17 protein-coding genes, 2 tRNA genes, 1 other RNA gene and 1 pseudogene are annotated in these 22,430 nt (G+C 59.7%); 14 read left to right on the top strand and 7 right to left on the bottom strand.

Annotated features, from left to right (window positions below; all coding sequences use genetic code 11):
• Positions 1-156: 156 nt before the first annotated feature.
• Together ACVWZF_RS02740 and gatC are read left to right on the top strand one after the other, a co-directional pair.
• Positions 157-678: a photosystem I assembly protein Ycf3 gene (locus ACVWZF_RS02740; protein WP_457410760.1), complete on the top strand. Its 522-nt coding sequence runs from the start codon at positions 157-159 to the stop codon at positions 676-678.
• Between the two features lie 97 nt (positions 679-775).
• Complete coding sequence (gene gatC / locus ACVWZF_RS02745; protein WP_011433797.1) at positions 776-1,069, top strand: Asp-tRNA(Asn)/Glu-tRNA(Gln) amidotransferase subunit GatC; 294 nt, start codon at positions 776-778, stop codon at positions 1,067-1,069.
• A gap of 2 nt (positions 1,070-1,071) precedes the next feature.
• On the opposite strand, the gene ACVWZF_RS02750 is transcribed toward gatC, so the two are convergent.
• Positions 1,072-1,143, bottom strand: a tRNA-Lys gene (locus tag ACVWZF_RS02750).
• A gap of 100 nt (positions 1,144-1,243) precedes the next feature.
• Between ACVWZF_RS02750 and ssrA the strand changes: the two genes are divergently transcribed.
• Positions 1,244-1,645: a transfer-messenger RNA gene (ssrA, locus tag ACVWZF_RS02755) on the top strand.
• An 80-nt stretch (positions 1,646-1,725) separates the two neighbouring features.
• Here the strand turns inward: ssrA and ACVWZF_RS02760 are convergent.
• The gene (locus tag ACVWZF_RS02760; RefSeq protein WP_011433798.1) at positions 1,726-2,364 is read right to left on the bottom strand and encodes a Crp/Fnr family transcriptional regulator; all 639 of its coding nucleotides are present in this window, start codon (positions 2,362-2,364) and stop codon (positions 1,726-1,728) included.
• Between the two features lie 306 nt (positions 2,365-2,670).
• Here ACVWZF_RS02760 and atpC point away from each other — a divergent pair, with 306 nt between their 5' ends.
• Positions 2,671-3,084, top strand: coding sequence for an ATP synthase F1 subunit epsilon (gene atpC / locus ACVWZF_RS02765; RefSeq protein WP_414330392.1), 414 nt, complete (start codon positions 2,671-2,673; stop codon positions 3,082-3,084).
• Positions 3,085-3,350: 266 nt separating this feature from the next.
• Positions 3,351-4,579 (top strand): annotated as a pseudogene (locus tag ACVWZF_RS02770) (RNA-guided endonuclease InsQ/TnpB family protein).
• A gap of 141 nt (positions 4,580-4,720) precedes the next feature.
• Here ACVWZF_RS02770 and ACVWZF_RS02775 read toward each other — a convergent pair.
• Positions 4,721-6,274, bottom strand: a complete 1,554-nt coding sequence (locus ACVWZF_RS02775) for a TolC family protein (RefSeq protein ID WP_457410761.1) — start codon at positions 6,272-6,274, stop codon at positions 4,721-4,723.
• 859 nt (positions 6,275-7,133) lie between these two features.
• Between ACVWZF_RS02775 and ACVWZF_RS02780 the strand changes: the two genes are divergently transcribed.
• The 4 genes from ACVWZF_RS02780 to ACVWZF_RS02795 all read left to right on the top strand — a co-directional run bounded on the left by ACVWZF_RS02780 (position 7,134) and on the right by ACVWZF_RS02795 (position 11,862).
• The gene (locus tag ACVWZF_RS02780; protein WP_457410763.1) at positions 7,134-8,402 is read left to right on the top strand and encodes a hypothetical protein; all 1,269 of its coding nucleotides are present in this window, start codon (positions 7,134-7,136) and stop codon (positions 8,400-8,402) included.
• 8 nt (positions 8,403-8,410) lie between these two features.
• Positions 8,411-10,849, top strand: a complete 2,439-nt coding sequence (gene priA, locus ACVWZF_RS02785; protein WP_457410765.1) for a primosomal protein N' — start codon at positions 8,411-8,413, stop codon at positions 10,847-10,849.
• Between the two features lie 96 nt (positions 10,850-10,945).
• Positions 10,946-11,317, top strand: a complete 372-nt coding sequence (locus ACVWZF_RS02790) for a YtxH domain-containing protein (protein WP_414409151.1) — start codon at positions 10,946-10,948, stop codon at positions 11,315-11,317.
• Positions 11,314-11,862, top strand: coding sequence for a hypothetical protein (locus ACVWZF_RS02795; RefSeq protein ID WP_457410767.1), 549 nt, complete (start codon positions 11,314-11,316; stop codon positions 11,860-11,862). The genes ACVWZF_RS02790 and ACVWZF_RS02795 overlap by 4 nt, the downstream gene beginning before the upstream one ends.
• Here ACVWZF_RS02795 and metG read toward each other — a convergent pair.
• Positions 11,859-13,415 carry a methionine--tRNA ligase gene (gene metG, locus ACVWZF_RS02800; protein ID WP_457410777.1) on the bottom strand — a complete coding sequence of 519 codons (1,557 nt, stop codon included), beginning with the start codon at positions 13,413-13,415 and terminating at the stop codon, positions 11,859-11,861. The genes ACVWZF_RS02795 and metG overlap by 4 nt on opposite strands.
• An 87-nt stretch (positions 13,416-13,502) precedes the next feature.
• Here metG and ACVWZF_RS02805 point away from each other — a divergent pair, with 87 nt between their 5' ends.
• The 4 genes from ACVWZF_RS02805 (at position 13,503) to ACVWZF_RS02820 (ending at position 19,648) form a co-directional block, all read left to right on the top strand.
• Positions 13,503-15,386: an FAD-dependent oxidoreductase gene (locus tag ACVWZF_RS02805; RefSeq protein ID WP_457410769.1), complete on the top strand. Its 1,884-nt coding sequence runs from the start codon at positions 13,503-13,505 to the stop codon at positions 15,384-15,386.
• A 65-nt stretch (positions 15,387-15,451) separates the two neighbouring features.
• Entirely contained in the window at positions 15,452-15,742 is a 291-nt protein-coding gene (locus tag ACVWZF_RS02810) for a hypothetical protein (protein WP_011433810.1), read from the top strand.
• Positions 15,743-15,832: 90 nt separating this feature from the next.
• Positions 15,833-17,089, top strand: a complete 1,257-nt coding sequence (locus ACVWZF_RS02815; RefSeq protein WP_011433811.1) for an ATP-binding protein — start codon at positions 15,833-15,835, stop codon at positions 17,087-17,089.
• A gap of 465 nt (positions 17,090-17,554) precedes the next feature.
• A complete protein-coding gene (locus tag ACVWZF_RS02820; RefSeq protein ID WP_238376769.1) occupies positions 17,555-19,648 on the top strand; it encodes a hydantoinase/oxoprolinase family protein in 2,094 nt (697 codons plus the stop codon).
• A gap of 309 nt (positions 19,649-19,957) precedes the next feature.
• Here ACVWZF_RS02820 and ACVWZF_RS02825 read toward each other — a convergent pair.
• Positions 19,958-20,030, bottom strand: a tRNA-His gene (locus ACVWZF_RS02825).
• Positions 20,031-20,098: 68 nt separating this feature from the next.
• Here ACVWZF_RS02825 and ACVWZF_RS02830 point away from each other — a divergent pair.
• Complete coding sequence (locus ACVWZF_RS02830) at positions 20,099-20,899, top strand: photosystem II S4 domain protein (protein ID WP_041436700.1); 801 nt, start codon at positions 20,099-20,101, stop codon at positions 20,897-20,899.
• Positions 20,900-20,948: 49 nt separating this feature from the next.
• Here ACVWZF_RS02830 and ACVWZF_RS02835 read toward each other — a convergent pair whose 3' ends face one another.
• Together ACVWZF_RS02835 and ACVWZF_RS02840 are read right to left on the bottom strand one after the other, a co-directional pair.
• The gene (locus tag ACVWZF_RS02835; protein WP_011433814.1) at positions 20,949-21,860 is read right to left on the bottom strand and encodes a homogentisate phytyltransferase; all 912 of its coding nucleotides are present in this window, start codon (positions 21,858-21,860) and stop codon (positions 20,949-20,951) included.
• A gap of 8 nt (positions 21,861-21,868) precedes the next feature.
• Entirely contained in the window at positions 21,869-22,357 is a 489-nt protein-coding gene (locus ACVWZF_RS02840; RefSeq protein WP_011433815.1) for a YceD family protein, read from the bottom strand.
• Positions 22,358-22,430 lie beyond the last annotated feature (73 nt).

Below are 22,430 nucleotides of genomic sequence, written 5' to 3' on the forward strand. Positions count from 1 at the left end.
TGACAAGGCCGTTTGTGGCCTCGTTGCAGCAGCGTTGCAGTTCCCCTGCCGTAGCCTGAGACAGAGCCCTCATGGAGTTGTGTTTCGGATCCCGCCTTGGGCGTGATACAACGCAAGAAAGAAATCCTGAGTTCTAAGTTCTAAAAGAGGTCAGCCATGCCGCGCAGCATGAAGAACGACAACTTCATCGACAAAACCTTTACCGTCATGGCCGATCTGATCCTGAAGCTGCTGCCAGGGGTGAGTTCTGAGCAAAAGAAAGCCTTTGCCTACTACCGGGATGGCATGGCCGCTCAGAGCGAAGGAGAATATGCCGAGGCCCTAGAAAACTACAGAGAAGCCCTCGCCCTCGAGCAAGGGGAAGAAGACCGCAGCTACATCCTCTACAACATGGGCCTGATCCACCAGAGCAACGGCGAACTGGACAAGGCTCTGGAGTACTATCACCAAGCTCTGGAGTTGAACCCAAGACTTTGCTCTGCCCTGAACAACATTGCCGTGCTGCTGCACCACAAGGGCGAGCTGAGCCTGCAAGCCGGGGATGAGGAAACAGCAGAGTCCCTGTTCGACGAGGCTGCCCAGTACTGGATTCGGGCCATTCGCATTGCGCCCAACAACTACATCGAGGCCCAAAACTGGCTGAAAACCACCGGGCGCGCCAACCTGGAGGTGTACTGAGCTTTCCTGCAGAAGGACTCCGTTCCGTTAACGCGAACGGTTGATCTCGGCTACCCTGGGCTAAGTCAAGTCGATAATCTGGGAGCCGGAGGAGAGGATGCTGAAACGGGAAGAAGTCCAACATGTTGCTCACTTGGCTCGTCTGGAGCTAACCGAAGAGGAGGAGATCCAGTTCACAGAGCAGCTAACAGACATCTTGGCCTATGTGGAGCAACTGAAGGAGCTGGACACGGAGGGGGTAGAGCCCACCTTTCATGTCCTGGACATGGAACTGCCCACCCGCCCCGATGAAGTCGAGCCCTACCCGGATATCGAAGGGATCCTGGCCAACGCCCCTGACCGGGCAGACATGTTCTTCAAGGTGCCCCGCATTTTGGAAGGGGAAGACTGACATGGGTCGGCAGGGATTCGAACCCTGGGCCAATCGGTTAAAAGCCGAGTGCTCTACCGCTGAGCTACCGACCCAAGTTTGCAGCTTCGTCATATTAGCAAAGCTTCTGTCACATTCGCAAAGGTTCTGGCCGTATCCCCAAAAATCTTGCTATGCTGGACTCAAGTCAACCCTGGGGCTGTAACGGTTTCGACGGGGTGGCGAACATGGGTTCATGAGGCAGGTCGGGATTGAGCTTATCCCGTTACCACCAGGCTCAAAAAAGTACGTGCGAACAACGTCGTACCCTTTGCTCGTAAAGCAGCTGCTTTGGCTGCCTAAGGCTCAGTAACCGAAAACTTACTCTGAGCTCGAGGATCTGCTCACGACCCCGTTAAGTGGGCGGATCACAACCCCAACGGGTGCAGCTCTCTACTCTGGCTCCGTCGAGGGAGAGACTAAGATTAGGCGGAGAACTCCCATCGCCGGGATCCAAACGGCGATCCCCGCCTCGAGGGTCAAAGAGGCTAAACCTGTGAATGAGTGATCCCTCAGTACCCATCTCGGACACGGGTTCGACTCCCGTCAGCTCCATCTCCCAGCAGTTAACTACGAGCCAAAAACTGCCAGCTTTCAGCCATGCCCTAGGAGCAGATCCTGCTTAGTCTCTAAAGGTTTTACGGAGCGTGGGCGAGTTTGATGACAAGGTGCCGGTTTTTGTCCACCGCAACCCAGCCCTGCTGGCGAAAGCGGTTTAGGAGACGGGTAATGGTGACCCGGGTAGTGCCGATGGCATTGGCCAAGTCCTGGTGGGTAAGGCGCACTTGCAGGCGCACCCCTGTTGCAACCGGGGATCCCAGCTCCACAGCCAAAAGGGAGAGCAACTGGCGCAGCCGATCCTCTACCCGCCGCCGTCCGGCCAAGGCGAGCAATGCTTCGGTTTGGCGCAGCCGACGCACCACCTGCTTGAGCAGCCCTTGACTCAGGATCTCTGAGGCTTCCACCTCTGCTGCCGGCAGCCGCAGCACATCAACTGCCGTCAAAGCCTTAGCTTGGTAGGGATCCAGCATCGTCAGCGGGGATCCCAGGGGCATGGAGGGGCCGGCAAACCCCAACAACGCCTCACCGCCATTGGGATAGAGGGTGGTCAACTGTACCACGCCCCGACAGACGATCACCCATTCCTCAGGAAACAGAGGGATAACCTGGCCAGGAGTGTAGGGGGATAAACTGCGGCTGCGGTAGAGGTCTTCCAGCAGTTGGCGCTCCCGTGTGGACAGGCCGGCAGCAAAATGGCTAGGCATCGCTTCAGGCATAGGCTGGCTCCGCTAGGAAAACTGGGCGCACCAGTCGTTGGGCTCCCCCTTGCAAACCAACAGCAATGGGCTGGCCGTCAATGCTGAGGTTGGGGCATGAGATAAGTGTTCCCGACAACACCTTAGCGCTTGCCTCCCAGTCTGAAGTAAAGGCAAGGTTATGTCCAGGTTAAGTGTAGCTGCCCCGAGAGAATAAAGACAAAAGGGGAACCAGGCAAAGCTGCAGGGATCCTAATCCGCTAGGATCGAAACCAGGGTGCTCCGCACCGTCGACGCGAAAGTGCTCAAGCTTTCAGGAGATCTGTCGTGACGCTGATGGTTCGTGTGATTACCCCCGACCGCACGGTTTGGGATGCCCCCAGCGAGGAAGTGATCCTCCCTGCCACTTCGGGCCAATTGGGCATTCTCACCGGGCACGCCCCCCTCTTAACTGCTATCGGCAATGGCGTTATGCGGGTCAAAGCCGATGGAAAGTGGTCGGCCATTGCGGTCATGGGCGGATTTGCAGAAGTCGAAAACAACGAGGTAACCGTCCTGGTCAACCGAGCAGAGCGGGGTGAAAAAGTGGATAAGGCAGCGGCTCAGGCCCTCTTGGACGAAGCAAGCAAAGTTTTGAATACCAGCAGCGACAAGCAAGAGCGCTTGCAAGCCAAGTTGGATCAACAGCGAGCCAGGGCCTTGATCCAAGCTGCCGAGATGGGCAGCAAGACTGGAAGCTGACCCTGTCCCGGCGCGGGATCTGCAGATGGAGCTCAAGCTGCAGGAGAGATGGAGGGGCTGAGGCGCAGCCAGGGGGCCATTTTCGATCTTTGGGGATTGGCTTTGTTAGCTAGACCGGCGGGAAGCCCCGCCTTCTGTTAGTGACTAGTGGCTGGTCACTATCCACTCACCACTATCCAGGGTGAGGGTCGGGATAAAAGGCGAGGACACGATGCTTCGTCCTTACTGGTGCTATGACCGGCGTAGCAGGATTTTATACCCTCATCATGAGAACTGCTTACCAGTATCGCTTACGCCCTACTTCTAGCCAAGTTGCTCTGATGGACCAATGGCTAGACTTGTTACGCAAGCAGTACAACTACCGCTTGGCAGAGCGCTTTGCGTGGTGGGAACACAATCGCTGTGATATCAATGCTTGTCCCTTAATCTGTCACTTGCCTGAGCTGAAAGACAAGCCCGATTTCTACTCCCAGAAACGGGACTTGGTGAGCACGAAAGCCCTGTTTCCGCAGTACAGAGCAGTCCATTCGCAAGTCCTGCAAAACTGCATAGAGCGAGTGCACAAAGCATTCGACCGCTGGCTGAAGGGGGACGGTAACGGCAAGCGGGCAGGGAAACCCAGATTCAAGGGAGTTGGGCGGTATCGCTCCTTCAGTTTCCCCCCGATGCAACAGGACTGCATTTGCGGGCAGTTTATCCATCTGCCCAAAATCGGTGCTGTTCGGATAATTCAGCACCGTCCTTTGCCTGAGGGCTTTGTGATTAAGACCGCTGCCATCAGCCGCAAGGCAGACGGGTGGTATGTGACCTTGAGCCTGCAAGATTCGTCCGTCCCTGAGTTTACTCCTGAGCCTGCAACACTGGAGAACACGATGGGGATCGACGTGGGGCTGGACTCCTTTTTGGTGACCGACGCGGGGGAGTCTGTTCCAGTTCCCCAGTACTATCGCAAGGCAGAGCTCAGGCTCAAGAGGTTGCAGCGAGCCTTGTCTCGCGAGAAGAAGGGGTCAAACCGCCTATGGCTAGTGACTAGTGGATAGTGACCAGTGGATAGTGAATAGTGACTATCCACTAACCACTATCTCAGCGCAAAGATTTTCATGACAAAACAGCGAACTGGCTGGTAAGCAAGGGCAAGCATATTGGGTACGAAGCCCTGAATATCAAAGGTGTTGCTAGAACCCGACTAGCAAAATCCACCTATGATGCTGGGTGGGGACAATTTCTGCAAATGCTGGCAGTCAAGGCTGAAAGAGCTGGGCTGAGGGCGATTGCAGTGAATCCCAACGGCAGCAGTCAAAACTGCTCTCGGTGCGGTCAAAGAGTACCGAAAGCGATTCAAGACAGGTGGCATTCTTGTTCCCATTGTGGGCTAGAACTAGGGCGCGACCACCATGCGGCCATCAACATCAAGCACAGGGCGGTGGGGCATCCCGTTCTTTTCGCGTCAGCGGGACGTAGTCCTCAAGCGCAGGAAACGTCCTTTTCGCGCTAGCGGCGCGGAGCGCTTTGCATCAGCATGAGTGCGGGAGTATGTCACAACAGCTCAAGTTGGAATAGAACCGTTTCGTCGCGGTATCCATAGCACCCCTCTCCTTTTGGAAGAAGGGCTGGGAGTGAGGGAGAAAGGCTCAAGTCAAAGGCTGCCAATGGCCCGTTTCAGTTGCACCAAGGCGCGATTGTAGGCGATTACAGCATTGGAAAGGTTGCCACGGGCAGTGGTGAGGGCAGCTTCAGCATTGATCACCTCCGTTTGGGTGCCCACCCCCGCTTGCAGGCGCAGCCGGGCCAAGCGCAGGCTCTCTTCTGCTGAGGCAATTGCCACTTTGGCCGAGTCGATCTGTTCGCGGCTGGAGCTGAGGGTCAGGAAGGCTTCTTCCACCCCCCGCTGGATTTCATTGCGGGTGCCGACGAAGTTGCTCACGGCCACCTGTCCATCGATCTGGGCTTGGCGGGCTTGGGCAGCCGCTTCTCCTCCATCGAACCAAGTCAAGCTGAAATTGGCTCCCACCGAATAGCCAACATCAAAACTGTTGCGGCTGGCGTTGAAATCGTTAACGGCATCGAGGCTGGCGAACAAGCCAATTCGGGGGCCATTGCGGGCTTGTGCCAGGCGCAGGCGGCTTTGGGCCTGCTCCAATTCTCGGCGCCGGCGCTCCAATTCCTGTCGTTGGGCAAAGGCAGCAATGATGGTCTCTTCCAGGCTGAGATCCCACTCTCCCATCGGCTCGATGCGGTCGCTGGCCAACACGTCGGTGGGGCTGGGAAAATTCAGCAGTTCGGCCAGGCGGCGGCGATTCAGTTGCTGGGTGTTCTGGGCCACCAGCAAGGTTTGTCGATTGTTGGCCAATTCCGTCTCTGCCTGGAGAATCTCAAAGCGGGTACCCAGCCCGGCCCGTTCTCGGGCTTGAGCATCCCGCAGGGTGGCTTCGGAACTTTCGACGGCAGCTTGGCTGATGGCAACCCTGGCATCTGCGCTTTGCAGATCGTAGTAGGCATTGGCCACAGCTTGTTTGACCGTCTGCAGCGTTTGCTCCAGCTGCAGTTGGGCGATGCGCAGCGCTTCTTGGGCCAGCTTCAGGTTTTGCTCCCTAAGGCCACTGTCAAAGGCGGTATACTCCACCCGCACCACACTGGCCGAGAGGGTGTGGGATTCGCGCCTTGGCCCACCACCAGGAGAGGGAGCCTCACTGTACTGGTAGTTGGCACGGCTGGAGAGGGTGGGAGCAAAGGCAGCTTGAGCTAGAGCTACCCCGGCCTCGGCCCGCTCGACAGTCAGTCTGGCCTGCTGCACAGCCGGGTTCTGGGCAACGGCGATCTCCAGAGCTTCTTCCAAAGACAAGCCCTCCCTTCGCTCGATGCGCACCTGCAAGGGGGATTGGGGCACCACCAATTCTTCAGCCGTCAAAGCCCCCTTTAGAGTCAGGTCAGCCGCAGGGGTGGAGTCAGCAGGGTTGGGGGGAATCGATAGGGTGGGGGGGGGTGGGGGGGTGAGGATTTCGCGGCTGTTGGGCAGAGCAAAGGCAGCAGAGCTGGGAGCTTCTGGCTGAGCAAGAGCAGGGACAGCCCAGAGCAGGCTCAACAGTAGGCCACAGGGGGCAGAACAGGCAAGGTTCAACTGGGATCCCGCCGAGCCCGTCTGCTGTTGAGGAAGTTGAAGCGGATCCCTGGCTCCATTTTGCATCGCCATCGTGCGGTCATTCTCAACATCACCCCTAGCAGTATCGCAAAAGAAAGGACAAAGATAAGACGGTTTTCCGCAGGCTCGCTGGCTGCCCTGTTCGGGCCATTGGAAGGGGATCCCCGCATCATTTGCCCCCGCAGCAACGAGGCCAGTCTGCTTCTGCCGGGATTTGGATCCCTGGGCCCAGGCGAGGCGCCTCTACACCTAGGCAGAGATGTTTTGGAAGGCAACCAATGCATCTACAACGCATCTACACTTGAGTCACAGTCGCCAGACTGCTGAGTTCAAGGCTTACGGCCCGCCCGCGCGAACAGAGCGGTTGACTACCCTGCCGCTGCCTTGAGTCCATCACAAAGCTGTCTTACAGGACAGGGCTTTAGGCCCAGTTTTTTGGTAGATTTTTTGAGGTGGTGCAGCCATTTGTCCGCGATAGCGATGGTGGGTGGTGTGGGTGATGAGAGGGGGCAGTGTGGCAGGTTCTCAGAGCAGCAGCGGGCCGGAGTTCATATCGAAGGATGAGGAAATCTCTTCCCGTCGGGATCGGGCCTCGCGGCCGAAAAAAAGTAAGCCAAGCCCTTCTGCCCAGTCCGGGGATTTGGGAACCTCAGAAGCAAGAGCGCGGCCAAAACAGGCCGATAGCACTCCGCGCCGTGCGGAGCAGCAGGAGATTTTACAAGATCACCCTTCTGGCTTGAACCCGCCCAAAAATCTCTCTATACTGCAGGGAACTTTATCATTTGCTCCCGCTTCTTCATCTCTCCTTCAATCTATGCGTGCTCCCTCTTCAGGTGACTCGGATCCCATCCTTTCAGAGACTCATGCGGGCTGTTCAGCATCCGAACCGGATCCCAGCACGGAGCGCCATTTGGCCCTGAGGCAGCGCCAGGAATTGGAGAACCGTCTGCTCAAAGCCGAAGCCGAGCTCCAAGAGCGGCGAGTTCTTCAGGAACAACTGCAGGCTTTGCACCAGAAGGTGGCCGAACAAGAGAAGGCGCTGCAGGAGCGGGAGCATCTCTTGCAACAGTTGCAGCAGACTTTGGCGGCTCAGAAAGTCCAGATCTCGGATCAGGAAGCTCAGCTTGCTGCTCGGCAACGCTTAAATGAACGGCAGCGGCAGGATATCGAGGCCCTGCAGGAGCAGATTGAGCAGCTACGCTTGGCCCACGCTCAGGAGCGCCGTCAATGGGAACAGCGCCAGCAGGAGCTGCAGGCCTCTCTGCTGGAAGCCCAGGATGTGGCGGAAAAGCGGGTGGAAATGCTGCAACGCTTTAAGGCAGAGCTTTCTCTGGCCCGCACTCAAATTGCCGAAACTCAGGCGGAGCTGAGCAGCCTGCGGGCTTTGTACAGCGACCAACAGGCAGCCTGGCAGGAGCAACGGGAACACCTCGAGGCCCGTTTGGCGGGCTATGCCGAGACGGAAGCCGAGGCCGAGCAGCGCTGGCGGGAACAACGGCAAGAGCTAGAAGCAGCCCTGGCCGAAGCCCAAGCTCAATTGGCGGCTTTGCAAGCTCAGCAGGAGCATCTGCGCCAGGGATCCCTGGCGCAGCAACAGCTTCAACAGCAGTGGCAGGCCCAGGCCGAAGCGCTGCAAGTGGCCCTCTCTCAAGCCCAGGCGGAAGTTACCCGTTGGCAGCAAGAGCACCGCCATCTGCAGGAACAGTACGCCCAAGCCCAGCAGCATCTCTCCGCCATGGAGCGGCAGTTGCAGGCTGCCTTGGAGCAGTTGGCCGCCCAACCCGACTGGCAGCCACAGTTGCGCTCTGCGCAGGCAACCATTCTCCATCTGCAAGAAGAAATTGCAACCTTGTCCACGCAACTGGAGAAGCAAGCAGAGCAGATCAAAGCCCTGCAAGGGGAGCGTGCTGCCCTGTGGGAAGAAAACCGCTCTCTCCGAGAAAAATACGAGCAGCAGCAGATGCATGTGCTGAGCTTGAAGGCGGCTTTGGAACGCAAAGGCTTGGATGTCCCACCTCGGGCCGATACCTCCAGCGCCCTCACGCGAACAGAGTCCCTTGGCCAGGCTCTGTCTCCAACCCCTGCTGCCAAGCCTACAATTCAGCCCCTGGCCCAACCTCTACCGTCTCGGGCAAGCAAGCGGGCGGTCGATCTGCCGAGGTTTCTGCCCCGTCCGTGAGGGATCCCGTGTTGCAGCCTGTTCCTCCCCGCTGGCTGGAAGTGTGGGTGGATCATCCCCATTTGGGGGGTTGCTTTACCTATCGTGTGCCAGAGGGATCCGCACCAGAAGCGGGCGACCTTCTCAGCGTGCCCTTTGGTCGGCAAATGGCAGGGGCGGTGGCCTTGGGTTGGCGCTCCGAGCTGCCGGCAGGGGTGGATCCGCAGTCGGTGCGGGAGATCGAGGCGGTGGTGGCCAAAGGGATCCTGCCCAAAGAATTCTGGCCCCTGCTGCAGCGGGTGGCCGACTATTACCTCACCCCTCTGGCCCAGGTGGTGCGCACGGTATTGCCCCCCGGCTTGCTCAGCCGTTCTCAGCGGCGTGTCCGCTTGCTCAGGCTCCCTGCCGAAGGGGAGGAATGTTCGCCTGCTGCCCAAACCCTGCTGCAGCTGCTTCAGGCCAAAGGGGGAGAGCTGTCTTGGCGCTATGTGCAACAGCAGGTGCCCACTGCCGCCCTCGCCCTGCGGGAACTGCAGCGACGGGGTTGGGTGGAGAGCTTTTGGCAGGAGCAACAGGGGGGCAGGGTGAAAACCCAGCTGGCCGCCAGTCTGGCCGACGACTCCCCAGAGGGGCTGAGCCTCCCTCAGCAGAAGGCGCTGCAGATCCTCAAGCAGAAGGGGGGAGAGCTGCTGCTCGCCGAGTGGGAGCGCCTGGCAGGAGTGAGCCGAGCGGTTCTGCAGGGGTTGGCCCGCAAAGGCCGTGTCCACCTCTACGAGCGCCCACTGCTGCGGCTGGGAGATGCCAGCCTGCCGGGGTGGCGGGATCCGCCCAGGCCCTTGACGGCCGCCCAGGCCCAGGCGGTAGAGGCGATCCGGCAAGCTTTGGGCCGGTTCCAGCGGTTTTTACTGCACGGGGTCACCGGTTCTGGGAAAACGGAAGTGTACCTGCAGGTGATCGCCCAGGTGCTGCAGCAAGGACGGTCGGCGCTGGTGCTGGTGCCCGAGATCGGCCTTACCCCGCAACTGATGGATCGGTTTCGGGCGCGGCTGGGATCCCAGGTGTGGGCCTACCACAGCGGCCTCTCGGAAGGCGAGCGCTACGACACCTGGCGGCAGATGCTGTCCTCCACCCCCCAAGTGGTGATCGGCACCCGCTCGGCGGTGTTTGCCCCCTTGTCCAAGCTGGGCCTGATCGTCTTGGACGAAGAGCACGACGACAGCTTCAAGCAGGATCAGCCCCAGCCCTGCTACCACGCCCGTCAGGTGGCCGAGTGGCGGGCCGAGCTGGCCGGTTGTCCCCTGGTCCTGGGCAGTGCAACCCCAGCAGTGGAAACCTATGCCGCCCATCTGCAGGATCCGCAGCGGTGGATCCGGCTGGCCCTGCCGCAGCGCATCCCCCAAGCTGGGATCCCGGCCACCCTGCCCCAACTGGAGCTGGTGGACATGCGCCAGGAGCTCCAAGCCGGCAACCGCAGCATCCTCAGCCGCCGTCTACACCAGGCCCTGCAGCAGACGCTGGACAGAGGGGAACAGGCCATTCTCTTTGTCCCCCGCCGCGGCCACAGCACCTTCGTCTTGTGCCGTAGCTGCGGGTTTGTCCTCACCTGCGAGCATTGTGATGTTTCTCTCACCTTTCATCTGGCCCATCTCGGCGGGCAGGAACTGCGCTGCCACTACTGCGGCGCCCGCCAACCCCATCCGCAGCGCTGCCCCGCCTGTGGATCCCCCTACCTCAAGCACTTCGGCACCGGCACCCAAAAAGTGGTGGAAGTGCTGCACCAGCATTGGCCGCAGCTCTCGATTTTGCGCTACGACAGCGACGCCACCCGCCGCAAGGGATCCCATCGAGAGTTGCTGGAGCAGTTTCGCAGCGGCAAGGCCCAGGTGTTGGTGGGCACGCAAATGCTCACCAAAGGGCTGGACATACCCCAGGTAACCTTGGTGGGCGTGATGGCCGCCGATGGGCTGTTGCACCAAGCCGACTATCGCGCCGGCGAGCGCAGCTTTCAACTGCTCACCCAAGTGGCGGGGCGCTCGGGCCGGGGATCCCTGCCGGGACAGGCGATTGTCCAGACCTATCTGCCGGAGCACCCGATTTTGAGGGCGGTGCTGGCCCAAGATTACGAGGGCTTCTTGCGGGCAGAACTGCAACAACGGCAAGAGGGGGGCTATCCTCCCCATCGAGCCTTGATTTTGATCCGCTTGAGCAGCACCCGCCTGGAAGCCCTGGAGCGTTATTGCCATCGGGTGGCCGAACGCCTACAGGGGATCCCGGCAGAGGTGTTGGGGCCGGGGCCGGCCCAGGTGGAGCGGGTTGCCGGACGCTACCGCTGGCAGATCCTGCTGAAGCAACTGCCCGACCAAGATTGGGATCGCCCGAAGCTGGCTGCCCAGATTCAGGCCGCCATTGGCCATCTCCCCCAAGGGATCCGCGTCAGCCTGGATGTGGATCCCCTGCGGATTCTCTAGGGGCGGTCGGCGAAAGCAGAGAGCCCAGAGATCTAGAGAGATCTTGAGGTAGTCTAGTTTCGGGGCCACCCGTATCCAACTCAACTCTGGCAAAGCATGGCTGAAAACCGGACTGGTGCGTTTATCGGTGGGCTGTTGCTGGGAACTGCTGTGGGCACCGCCATTGGCCTGCTCTTGGCTCCCCGCAGCGGACGGGAAACGCGGCGACTGCTGAAGAAATCGGCAGAGGCCCTGCCAGAGGTAGCAGAAGATGTGACCAGCAGCCTGCAGTACCAATCGGAAAAGCTGCTCGACTCCGCCCAAAAAAGTCTGGACGAGGCCCTGCTGAGGCTGCAACAGGCGGTGGCGGTGGGCAAAGAGGCGATGCTGCAAAAGCGACAAGAACTGAGCCAAGCCCAAAACCGCAGCGTCCTGGCCAGGGAAGAAGCGAACTTAGAAGCCCAAGATCGACAGGAAGAAGCGCGATGACCGATCCGGTATTTTGGCTGGGCCTCTCGGTAGGTCTGGTGGCAGTGGGCATTTTGGCGGTGATCCTGACCCTGCTGCCCGCCGTCATTCAACTGGGTCGAGCCGCTCAAAGTGTAGAACGCTTTTTCGATACCCTGCTGCGGGAATTGCCGCCCACGCTGGAGGCCCTGCGCCTGACCAGCCTGGAAGTGAGCGAGATTGCTGACAGCCTCGACGAAGGGGTGAAAGAGGCCGGGCAGGTGGTGAAGCAGGTCAACCGCTCCATCGAAGGAGCACGCACCCAAGCCCGTGGCGCCCAGGTCAATATCCGCAGCCTTTGGGCAGGGGTACGGGCAGCTTGGCAGACGCTGTCCGGCGAAGTGCCCCCCCCTGCTGGCGCGATTCATAACCCGCGGCTGCGCCCATCCGACCCGTCCAACCGTGCTTTCCCCGTCGCTTCCTCAACCATTCCCCTGGGGGATGTTCGCCCTTTTGCCGACAGATCCACTCCAGAGGGATCCCAGCCCGATGCCCAATCTTCCCGACCGGATCCTGCCAATTCTTAGGCGCTCCTCAGGATTCTCTGAAAGACGGGCGTGGGGGGCTGGGGTTCTTGCCCAGGGGGAAGCTGACCCCAGGTAGCATCCGGATCCCAGCGCAGTTGCGTGATGTCGGTGAGGGAGAACCCCAGTTGCTGCAGGATCTTGAGGCTGAGAGCGGGAATGAGGGGCGAGAGCAGCACTGCCACCCAGCGCACGCTTTCCAGAACGGCATAGAGGATCTGGGCCACCCGTTCCCCCTGCCCTTGTTTGTGCAGCGTCCAAGGGGCCTGCTCATCTAGGTATTTGTTGCTGGCCTGGGCCAAGCTGAGGGCCTTGCGGGCGGCAGAGCCGGGATCCATCCCCTCGTAGGCCGCGGCCACCAGAGGGGCAAGGGTCTCGGCCAAGGTTTTGAGAGGGTGGTCAGCCGGGATCCCAACTGCGGGAATGCGGTAGTCCGGTTGATATTTCTTGAGCATGGTGAGGGTGCGGTTGAGCAGATTGCCCAGATCGTTGGCCAGATCGGCGTTGAGCACGTCAACGAAGCGGCCCTCGCTGAAATCGCCATCCTTGCCCAGCTCGATTTCCGTCAGAAAGTAGTAGCGCACGGCATCGGCGCCGTATTGCTGCACCAGCTCAAAGGGATCCACCGTGTTCCCCAGGCTTTTGCTCATCTTGAGGCCATCCTTGGTGAGAAAGCCGTGGCCAAACACCTGCTTGGGCAGGGGCAGACCTGCGGACATGAGCATGGCCGGCCAGTAAATGGCGTGGAAGCGGACAATATCCTTGCCCACCAGGTGGACATCCGCAGGCCAGTAGCGACGTAGGGCATTTGCCAAGGTGGGCTCGTCGTCAGGATCCAAAGCAGCACTGATGTAGTTGATGAGGGCATCAAACCAAACATAAAGGGTTTGGCCGGGATCCGCCGGAAAAGGGATCCCCCAGGAGACACTAGGGCGAGAAATGGAAAAATCCCGCAGGCCCTGCTTGACAAAGTTAATCACCTCATTGCGGCGGCTTTCTGGTTGGATAAACTCCGGCTGCTCGGCATAGAGGGCTTCCAGCTTTTCCTGGTAGCGGGAGAGGCGAAAAAAGTAGTTTTCTTCATCTTTCCACTCCACTTTCTTGGTGGGGTGCAGAGGGCAAAACCCACCTTCTAGCAGCTCCGCCTCGTCTTTAAACTCTTCGCAGGCAACGCAGTACCACCCCTGCTGCCGGCCAACGAAAATATCCCCCTGATCCCAAACCCGCTGAAAAAACTCCCGCACAATGGCTTTGTGGCGAGGGTTGGTGGTGCGGATAAAGCGGTCGTAGCGGATGTCTAGCAACTGCCAAAGCTGGGCAAACTGAGCCGCAATCTCGTCACAGTGCTGCTGAGGGGGAATGCCGCGCTCTTCGGCGGTGCGCTGGATCTTCTGGCCGTGCTCGTCGGTTCCCGTCACCATCAGCACATCCTTGCCCCGCAGGCGATGGTAACGGGCAATGGCATCCGCCACCAGGGTGGTGTAGGCGCTGCCGATGTGGGGAGCGGCGTTGACGTAGTAGATGGGGGTGGTGATGACAAAGGTGGAATCCGGCATGAGCATCCCCAAGGCTTTCTCCCATGATAGAGGTTGCGGGAAAGTCCAAAAGGCCAAGCTGTAGCGTGGGTGTGGAGAGGTCATTCGATGAAACTTCAGGTCAACCTTCTGGGGTGGAGCGGTGTGGCGTTGGGAGTAGGGATCCTCGGGGCGGGAGCGGGCCTGGCCCAACCATCGACGGCGCCCCTGCCGGAAACCCGGATCCCCTGTGAGATTTTCATCGCGGGGGGTGGGCTGGGGGGGGTGGCGGCAGCCTATGACGCGCTGCAACTGGGCCGGCAGGTGTGCATGACGGAGATCACCGATTGGATCGGGGGGCAGGTGAGCGCCCAGGGAGTCTCCGCTTTGGACGAGCGACCCCTGCAACGAGAAAATGACATCTTCCCCAAAGGCTACAGCGAGTTTCGCCGGCGGGTACGGGAAAAATACGGCGGGGATCCCAACCCCGGCAAGTGCTGGGTGAGCGTGCTCTGTTTTTCTCCCCAGGTGGGACATCAGGTACTCCGGGAGATGTTGGATCCCTATCTGCAGTCGGGGCAGTTGCGGCTATTTACGGAGACGGTGGTCAAAGACTTGGAGATTGCGGATTACCAAATCCGCAGCGTGCAGGCCATCCGCAACATCCCCAAACACGCCGGCGTGGAGCCGGAGCAGCGGGGGGATTTGTCCACCTATCTCCTGGACTTTTACCGCCTGGAGCCCACCGACGACTGGGACAAGGAGATCCTGCGCTTTGAGCCGCCGCCAGAACGCCAGGGGAAAACCCTGCCCTGGGTGGTGATCGATGCTACTGAAACCGGCGAGCTGCTGCCCTTGGCGCGGGTGCCCTACCGCCTGGGAACTGATGGCCAAAGCCGCTGGGAACCCAGCTCCAAGCCCTACGTGGATCCCTACTGTACCCAGGGCTTCACCTACACCTTTGTCATGGAGCGCTTCCCCGTGCCGCAGGTGCCGGTCAAGCCGGAGTTCTACAACGATCCCCTGCACGGTCCCTACTACAGTTACGAACACCCTCGCTTCAACTTTGCGCTGATCTTCACCTACCGCCGCATCCGGGGGCAGGTGTTCGGCTTTGGGGAAGAGGCCATTCGGGTGGGGGATCAGTCAATGCAAAACTGGACTTGGGGCAACGACTGGCGCATCACAGGGCCGGATAAGAATTTCATCCTCACCCACGAGCAACTGCAGGCCTCAGGCCAACTGCAGCCGGGCGGCTGGATGGGGGGCTTGCGGGTGGAAGCCCTGCGGCGAGCTGAGCAGCATGCTAAGGGCTTTTTCTACTGGCTGGTGGCGGGAAGGACGGATTTTCTCCTGCAACAGGAGGATCCCAACTTTCAAAAAGACTTCTACTTGCGCTATGCCTACCTACGGGGGCCCAATACCCCCATGGGAACTGCCAGCGGCCTCTCCAAGTACCCTTATATCCGCGAGTCGCGGCGCATCATTGGTCGGCCCAGCCTCTCCTACCCAGAAGGATTTACCATCTACGAGTCGGACATCACCACACGGGAATCGGAGCTAAACCGCGGGCGGCCCTTCATCTTCTACGACTCGGTGGGGGTGGGCCAGTACCCCATCGACTTTCACGATTGCCTGCTGCCGGGTTTTTCCCCGCCCCCCAGCAACAACAAAGACGCGCAGGCCCCCAGCTACCCTTACCAGATCCCCCTGCGGGCGCTGATCCCCCAGCGCATTGACAATCTGCTAGCCGGCAACAAAAATATCGCCACCAGCCGCATTGCCAGTGCCTCCTACCGGGTGCATCCGGTGGAATGGGCCATTGGCACCGCCGCCGGCCACGCGGCCCACTTTGCCCTAGAACGGGATCTGATCCCGGCAGAGATCGTGGAGGAGCCGCTTTTGGATTTGCGGCTGTTGCCGGCTCTCCAGGCCCAAATCCAGAGCTTGGGCAACCCCATTCAATTTCCTGGCACCACCATTACCGCCACCGATTGGGCCCAATCCCGCTAGCCTAGAAAGGCAGGGTTGGGAGTTGACCGGTGGATCCCGTTGGGGTTGGACTTGTGGGCTGGGAGATGCTTCGCCCCTCTTTATGGGCCGCCACGGCTCTGTGGGGCTTGGGACTGATGTGGGGGTTTTCGCCGCTGCATCAAAAGCTGCAGGAGAGCTGGGAAAAGCAATTGCTATGGGATCCCAGTGGAGCTTTGGCTTCCTTGCTGAGCACCCTTCCCTTTTTGCTGGCAGCAGGCTTGGTGGTAGCCCTGACGGAGATCTCCTTGGGCAAAAGCTGGGCCGTCTCCTGCGGCCTGATCGCCTGCGTCGGCGGAGGCCTCTATGAACTGGGCCGGCGGGACAATGCCAGGTAACTCAAGCGCTCCGTGTTGTTAACGCAACTACCCCCAGTCTCCTCCCCTAGGGAGCGGATAAGCAACGCCAAGTTAGAGCGGCTTCAAGCGATGACCCCCCTCCAAGAAGCAGCAGAAGCAGCGGCCAAGCTGCTGGTATTCCGGGACATCTGCACCCACCCCCTAGCCCTAGCCTGGCAGGAGCTAATCCAGCAGTTGATGAGTGGGGATCCCCTGCCGTGCTGGAGGGCCTACGGGCGCTGGTTTGAGCTTTTGGCCCGGCAGGGCCTGAGCTGGCGGCAATGGCTGATCCGGGAGATCCGCTGGGCCGATAACCCCTTTGCCCGTGCAGCGCTGCAGCCCCAAGGGATCCCAGAGCCTCTTATGCAGGCGGCCCGCCACGACCTGCGCTGTCTGCAAACCCTAGCGGACAGTCAGGAGACCATTGCCGAGCAGATGCAGGCGTTGGGGTTGGGGATCCCCTGGCCCGATGGGGAAACCGATAGCGCTGGCTGGGATCCCCGCTCTTTTGCCGATTGGGGCCAGAGCTTGGAGACCTTAATTGCCCACTACCGCCAAAGGGGGGTAGGGCTCTGTGGTCGCTACTGGGCCTTTCGCTGGGGGCCAGCAGGGCTAGAAGGGATCCCTGCTCCCGATCTGTCTGACTGGGAGGAGATCTACGGCTACGAACGGCAGAAACAGCAGTTGGCGGCCAACACCGAAGCCCTGCTGCGGGGGGATCCGGCTTTGCATGTGTTGCTCTACGGGGCGCGGGGCACCGGCAAGTCTTCTCTGGTGAAGGCCTTGTTGCGCCGCTACGGCCTGCAGGGGCTGCGCCTATTGGAGCTGAGGCGAACAGACTTGATTCAGTTGCCGGAGATTTTGGCAGAGCTGCGGGCGCAGGTGTTGCCTTTCATCTTGTTTGTGGACGATCTCTCCTTTGAGGCAGAGGAAACCGAGTTCAAGCAGCTCAAGGTGCTCCTGGAGGGGGATCTCGTTGCGCCGCCCCCCAACGTGCGCCTTTATGCCACCAGCAACCGCCGCCATCTCATCCGCGAGTTTTTTGGCGATCGTCCCAATCCCCAAGATCAAGAAGTCCACGCCTGGGATACGGTCCAGGAAAAGCTGTCGCTGCGGGATCGCTTCGGCCTCACCCTCACCTTCACCCCCTTCACCCAGGGAGATTACCTGGCAACCGTAGAACACTTGGCCCAGCGGCTGGGTTTCACCCAATCTCTGGATGCCCTGCGCCGCCAGGCCTTAATCTGGGCCCAACAGCAAAACGGCTTTTCCGGTCGCACTGCCCGCCAGTTCTTGGATGCCGTTCGGGCAGGGCTGGTGAAAGGCAACGATGGACTTCCGAGCTAGAGGTGGTGACTATTCCAAACTGATACATTTACGCTGAACACTGCTGAACATCACTGTTCAACTATGCAGCGATAGCATTCTGTTTGTTTCCATTCGCGTTAGCGGGACGGAGTCCAAACAGAATGGCGGTATCCCGCAAAGCTTTGAGTAGAATACCCAAAGCGCAGTTTCCGTGTCGTCTTACTACCAATTTTCTGCTTTGCTTTGGCTACCATGTTGGCAGACTCGAAAGTAAACAGAAAGATCAACTGGTAGTAATCCGTACTGAACATATTATACATTATTTTCAGTATAGTTGAGCTTATTATTGACTAGAGTCATGCTCCAAAAAAGACAGAAGTTGCTGAGCTACACTCGCTACACGAAGGGGCGCCGGTCAGCCTGTCTCTGCCGTTACAAAAGCCAGGCGTCATAGCCATAGTCCGACCAAGGGCTGGCCCCAGAAGAAGGCAAAAGAAATGCACGATGGAAGCCATGGTCGCATCAGCGTTGGGTAGCAACCTCGATCCGGCCAATCTGGATCAGACGGAAGCAAGCCGCAGCTTGGCCCGCCTGGGGATCGATGTGGGGGGCACCTTTACTGATCTGGTGCTCTTGCAGGATGGCCAGATGCAGACGGCGAAGGTGCTGTCTACCCCCAGCCCTGAGGAGGGGGTCTTTGCGGCGCTGGACAAGCTGGGGGTGCTCTGGGTTGACCTCTTCTGTCATGGCATGACGGTAGCCACCAACGCGCTGCTGGAGCGCAAGGGATCCCCCACCCTGTTTTTGACCACGGCGGGCTTTCGGGATGTGCTGGCCATTGCCCGTCAAAACCGCCCCTCTCTGTATGACCTGACACAGCCCAAGCCGGAGCCGGTGGTGCCCCGCCACCATTGCCTGGAGGTGAAGGAGCGCTGCAGCGTGGGTGGAGTGTTGGAGCCGCTCACCGATGCCGAAATCCGGCGGGTGGTGCAGGAGGTGGGGGAACGGGTGCAGCGGGATGGGATCCGCGCTATTGGGGTGGGGTTTTTGTTTTCTTTTCTCTACCCGGAGCACGAACAGCGGCTGGGAATGGCCTTGCGACAGGCTTTCCCGGAGCTACACCTTTCCCTGTCTTGCGAGGTGGCGCCGGAGTTCCGAGAATACGAGCGCTTCAGCACCACCGCCATCGATGCCTACCTCAGCCCGGCATTGGCGGGCTACCTGCACCGCTTGGCCCAAGGATGTCGGGAGCGAGGGATCCCCCAACCGTTGATCATGCAGTCTTCCGGCGGCGTGACCTCCATCCCTCAGGCGGCGGCCCATGCTTCGGTGGCTTTGCTCTCAGGGCCGGCAGGCGGGGTTTATGGGGCGGCCTATCTGGGTCGCCTGAGTGGCTACCCCCACTTGCTCAGCTTCGATATGGGGGGAACCAGCACGGATGTGGCCTTGATCCAAGATGGGATCCCCCAGGTTACTCCCGCAGCGGTGGTGTGCGGCTTGCCCGTGCAACAGCCCCAAATTGATATCCACACCGTCAGTGCCGGCGGCGGATCCCTGGCCCATTTGCTGCCCGGCGGTGGGCTTCAGGTGGGGCCAGAGAGTGCCGGATCCAACCCCGGGCCGGCCTGCTACGGTCGGGGGGGAAGGGCTCCGACGGTTACCGATGCCAACCTCTGGCTGGGGTACCTGCCGGATGGCGGGCGGCTGGGCAACTCGGTGCAGCTACGGCGGGAGCTGGCGGAACAGGCTATTGCCACGCTGGCGGATCCCTTGGGTTTGAGCTTGCAGGAAACTGCCGTTGGCATTCGCACCTTGGCCAACGTCGCTATGTCGCGGGCCTTGCGGGTGATCAGCGTGGAGCGGGGTTTGGATCCCGCCGATTTTGCCCTGTTGGCCTTCGGCGGAGCCGGGCCCATGCATGCCTGTGCTTTGGCAGAAGAGCTGGGCATCCGCACGATCTTGATCCCGGCTGCCTGTGGGGTGCTCTCGGCGCTGGGAATGGCTCTGGCAGATCTGCGGCGAGACTATCGGCGGGCCATCCTCCAACCTCTGCGGCAGCTCACGTCCGCTTCAGGGGGATCCCTGCTGGCCCAATGGGCAGAACCCCTGATCCGCCAGGCGAGAGCCGATCTGCAGGAGCCGGCGCTGCACTTCAGCTTGGACTTGCGCTATCGCGGCCAGTCTTTTGAGTTGGAGATCCCGGTGCAGTTGTCAGATCCGATTCCTCATCTGGAGCAACAGTTTCACCAGGCCCACCGACAACGCTATGGATGGCAGGATTTGGCCCAGCCGGTGGAGGTGATTCAGTTGCGTCTACAGGCGGTGCAGGCCCTACCCACCGTGCCTTTGACCGCACCCCCCCCCTTGCCAGGGGATCCCCTCAAGGATCGGCGAGAGGCATGGTTTGGGGGCAGGATGTGCTCGGTGCCGGTCTACGATCGGCAGCGCATGGATGTGGGGTTTCAACTGCGCGGGCCGGCAATTGTCGAGATGCCGGAGGCAACGGCGGTGATCGAAGCCGGTTGGACAGGTGTCATTGACGAAGTGGGAACCCTAATCTTGAGCTGTGTTCGCGATAGCGGGACAAAGTCCTGGTGAGTCCATCCGCAAGCAGAGCGTCATGGTCATTTCGATTCAAACTAGGATACTGTGCCCACACCCAAAACGTTGCTCGCGTCGGCGTTGCGGAGCAATAATGCAGGGGGCCAGAAGCTCACCCTAACCTGAAAGACCACAGCAGAGCTTGTTTTGAGAGGGAGAGGCAGGTGCTCCAGATCACCTTGACGAATACCTTCACGATTTTTGCGTCCAGATAGGGTGTTGTCTGTTTTCGTTTGTCAGGGTCTAGATAGATGGACTGGCCTCTGCAGCCCTTGCCCTGACTGGATTTTCGCGATTTCCCTCAAGGGCGGACGATGGGACTCGAACCCACGAATGGAGGATCCACAATCCTCTGCCTTAACCGCTTGGCTACGCCCGCCGTGATTCCGGCTATCTAGCTTAGCATGGGAAAAACGGGACTGAACCACAGAGGTCGAAGCACCCCAAATGCTACCCAGAGCCGATTTGTTGCGAGGGGCAGAGCATCGAGAAACCTTGGCACGGGTCTTGGATTTGGGAGAGCAAGCCCTCAAGACCTGGCAAGTGGTCTGGAGCGACTTCCTCTCGCCACCGGAAATAGCAGAGGTGCAAGCTCGGCTGTGCAACTTGACCGAACTGCAAGTGTGGGCTTGGGGAGGGTACCCTCAAGCAGAGCGCCAGCGCTTGGCCCTAGCTCGCTCTGAGGTGGGTCTGGATGTCCGGGATCCAAAGTCCGACCCAGAAGGGATCCCATTGGCCGCCATTCAGATTCAGGGCAACTTTCTCTTCGACCCGGCCACCCACCGCGATTTTCTGGGAGCCCTTTTGGGAGCCGGCATCGCCCGCGAGAAAGTGGGAGACATCCTCCTGTTGGGGGACTCAGGCGCCCAGGCCATCGTTGTGCCCGAAATGGTGGATTACCTCACCCTAAACCTGACGCAGGTGCGCACAGTGCCTGTCAAAGTAGGCCGGATCCCCCTGAGCCAGTTGAACATTCAACCCCCCCGCGTCAAATCCATCACTAGCGTGGAAGCCTCTTTGCGCCTGGATGCGGTAGCCTCAGCCGGGTTTGGCATCTCCCGCAGCAAAATGGTGGAAGAAATCCAACGGGGGGAAGTGCGGGTCAATTGGAAGCCCATTACCCAAGCCAGCTACACCGTTGGCCCTCAGGATTGGATTGCCATTCGCGGTCGGGGTCGGCTGCAAATCGAAGAGGTAGCCGAAACGAAAAAAGGCCGCTTTCGAGTGCAAATGAGGCGGTATCTCTAGATTTTTTCCTGTCTGAGTTTGGGGAGATCGTTACCTCCAGGAAAATGCTCTAGAAAAAAGAGAAAAAGGCCCAAGGGTAAAGCAAATACTCCAAGTAAAACAACTTCCAGATCAGTTGATAATAGCCAACAATCGCCTCCCGATGGCTGAGATCCAGATGGACACCATAGCCCAAGAGGATCCCCAGCCCCAACACATGGCTCACCAACAGCCAGAGGCCGTTGCCCGCAAGGAGAAAAGAGATCCCCACCCCGATAAATCCCAGATAGCACAAGGCCAAAATGCTAATGCAAAACCTTGAGATCCGCCCTGGCCCAAAGCGCAGCGAGAAGGTGGCAATGGCAAACTGGCGATCCCCTTCCATGTCGGGAATATCTTTGAAAAGGGCGATCACCAACCCAAAAATCGACATAAACCCCGTCAGCCAAACAATTGGGGCTGAAAGCTCGACCCTTCCCTGCATCACCTGCTGAAAATGGCTGTAAAGGCCCAAATTGACGATCAAACCCCGCACGCTGTAGATGCAAGCCGAGGCCGCCAGCGGAAAACGCTTCAACCGCAAGGGGGGCAGCGAATAGGCCGTGCCGATCCCATTGCTCAAAAGCACCGTCAGCAGCAGGTAGGGGATCCCGGCCATGGCCAGCAGGACGGACGCCGCTCCACAACCCACGACGATCCCCACCCCCTGTCGCCAACTCAGGGATCCAGCAGCCAAGGGCAAATGGGGTTTGTTGATGCGGTCGATTTCAACATCCGTCAGTTGATTCAAGCCGACGATGTAGACATTGGCCGCCAGACAGGCCGCCCAAGCCCAGACCAACTGGGGCAGCGCCGAGAGAACCGGTTGCAGGGATCCGGCAGCCACAAACCCCGCCAACAGGTAGAGGCCCACCACGCTGGCGCTGGTGCCGTAGACGGTGTGGGGTCGAGCAAAACGCCAGAGAACTTGTGGGCGCAACATCAAAAAAGCTAGGGAGAGTCTTCCAGGAGAGAAGCTAGGGCTGCCCAGCGGGGATCCGCCGTTGGTGCTGTAGCTTCCACCGCAATGCCCGGACAATCGGGACGGCAGGGCAACTGGCGGGGCATCTCCAAATGCAGGTGCTGGTACATCCAGTCTTCGACATCCAGCTCACCATTGGGGGGCAGGCTTTCCAGCAGATCTTCTTCGTCTTGCAGTTCCAGCTCCAAGGGGAGAGGTTCGGGATCCCGAATCAAAATGATCTCCTCAACTTCCAGGTGCAGCCGGTGGTTGAACTGCTGGAGGCAGCGGTGGCAGGTGAGGGTGACAATGGTACGAGCTTCAGCACTCACTTCGAGAAAATGGCCCCGATGGCTGACTTCCAGGGATCCCTCCACAGGGGTCAAACTCTCAAAGCCCGAAAAAAACTGCCTAAACTGCAATTCTTGGGTTTGATCCGGCATCTGCCGCAGATCGGATAGACGAATTGGCCTTAACATTGCGCCCCCTTTCGCACGTTTTGGATAGCCGGGATCCCTGTCGTCACCGTAGCAAGAGGGCCAACTTGTTCCC

It is taken from the genome of Thermostichus sp. OS-CIW-30 (assembly GCF_054060215.1).

What these genes read in the sequence shown, in the direction of transcription:
- ACVWZF_RS02740 (WP_457410760.1), top strand. Translation starts at nt 157, where the DNA reads ATGCCGCGCAGCATGAAGAACGACAACTTCATCGACAAAACCTTTACC.
- ACVWZF_RS02805 (WP_457410769.1), top strand. Translation starts at nt 13,503, where the DNA reads ATGAAACTTCAGGTCAACCTTCTGGGGTGGAGCGGTGTGGCGTTGGGA.
- ACVWZF_RS02830 (WP_041436700.1), top strand. Translation starts at nt 20,099, where the DNA reads ATGCTACCCAGAGCCGATTTGTTGCGAGGGGCAGAGCATCGAGAAACC.
- ACVWZF_RS02840 (WP_011433815.1), bottom strand. Translation starts at nt 22,357, where the DNA reads ATGTTAAGGCCAATTCGTCTATCCGATCTGCGGCAGATGCCGGATCAA.
- ACVWZF_RS02835 (WP_011433814.1), bottom strand. Translation starts at nt 21,860, where the DNA reads ATGTTGCGCCCACAAGTTCTCTGGCGTTTTGCTCGACCCCACACCGTC.
- ACVWZF_RS02820 (WP_238376769.1), top strand. Translation starts at nt 17,555, where the DNA reads ATGGAAGCCATGGTCGCATCAGCGTTGGGTAGCAACCTCGATCCGGCC.
- ACVWZF_RS02790 (WP_414409151.1), top strand. Translation starts at nt 10,946, where the DNA reads ATGGCTGAAAACCGGACTGGTGCGTTTATCGGTGGGCTGTTGCTGGGA.
- gatC (WP_011433797.1), top strand. Translation starts at nt 776, where the DNA reads ATGCTGAAACGGGAAGAAGTCCAACATGTTGCTCACTTGGCTCGTCTG.
- ACVWZF_RS02775 (WP_457410761.1), bottom strand. Translation starts at nt 6,274, where the DNA reads ATGGCGATGCAAAATGGAGCCAGGGATCCGCTTCAACTTCCTCAACAG.
- metG (WP_457410777.1), bottom strand. Translation starts at nt 13,415, where the DNA reads ATGCCGGATTCCACCTTTGTCATCACCACCCCCATCTACTACGTCAAC.
- ACVWZF_RS02795 (WP_457410767.1), top strand. Translation starts at nt 11,314, where the DNA reads ATGACCGATCCGGTATTTTGGCTGGGCCTCTCGGTAGGTCTGGTGGCA.
- ACVWZF_RS02815 (WP_011433811.1), top strand. Translation starts at nt 15,833, where the DNA reads ATGACCCCCCTCCAAGAAGCAGCAGAAGCAGCGGCCAAGCTGCTGGTA.
- ACVWZF_RS02810 (WP_011433810.1), top strand. Translation starts at nt 15,452, where the DNA reads ATGCTTCGCCCCTCTTTATGGGCCGCCACGGCTCTGTGGGGCTTGGGA.
- ACVWZF_RS02760 (WP_011433798.1), bottom strand. Translation starts at nt 2,364, where the DNA reads ATGCCTGAAGCGATGCCTAGCCATTTTGCTGCCGGCCTGTCCACACGG.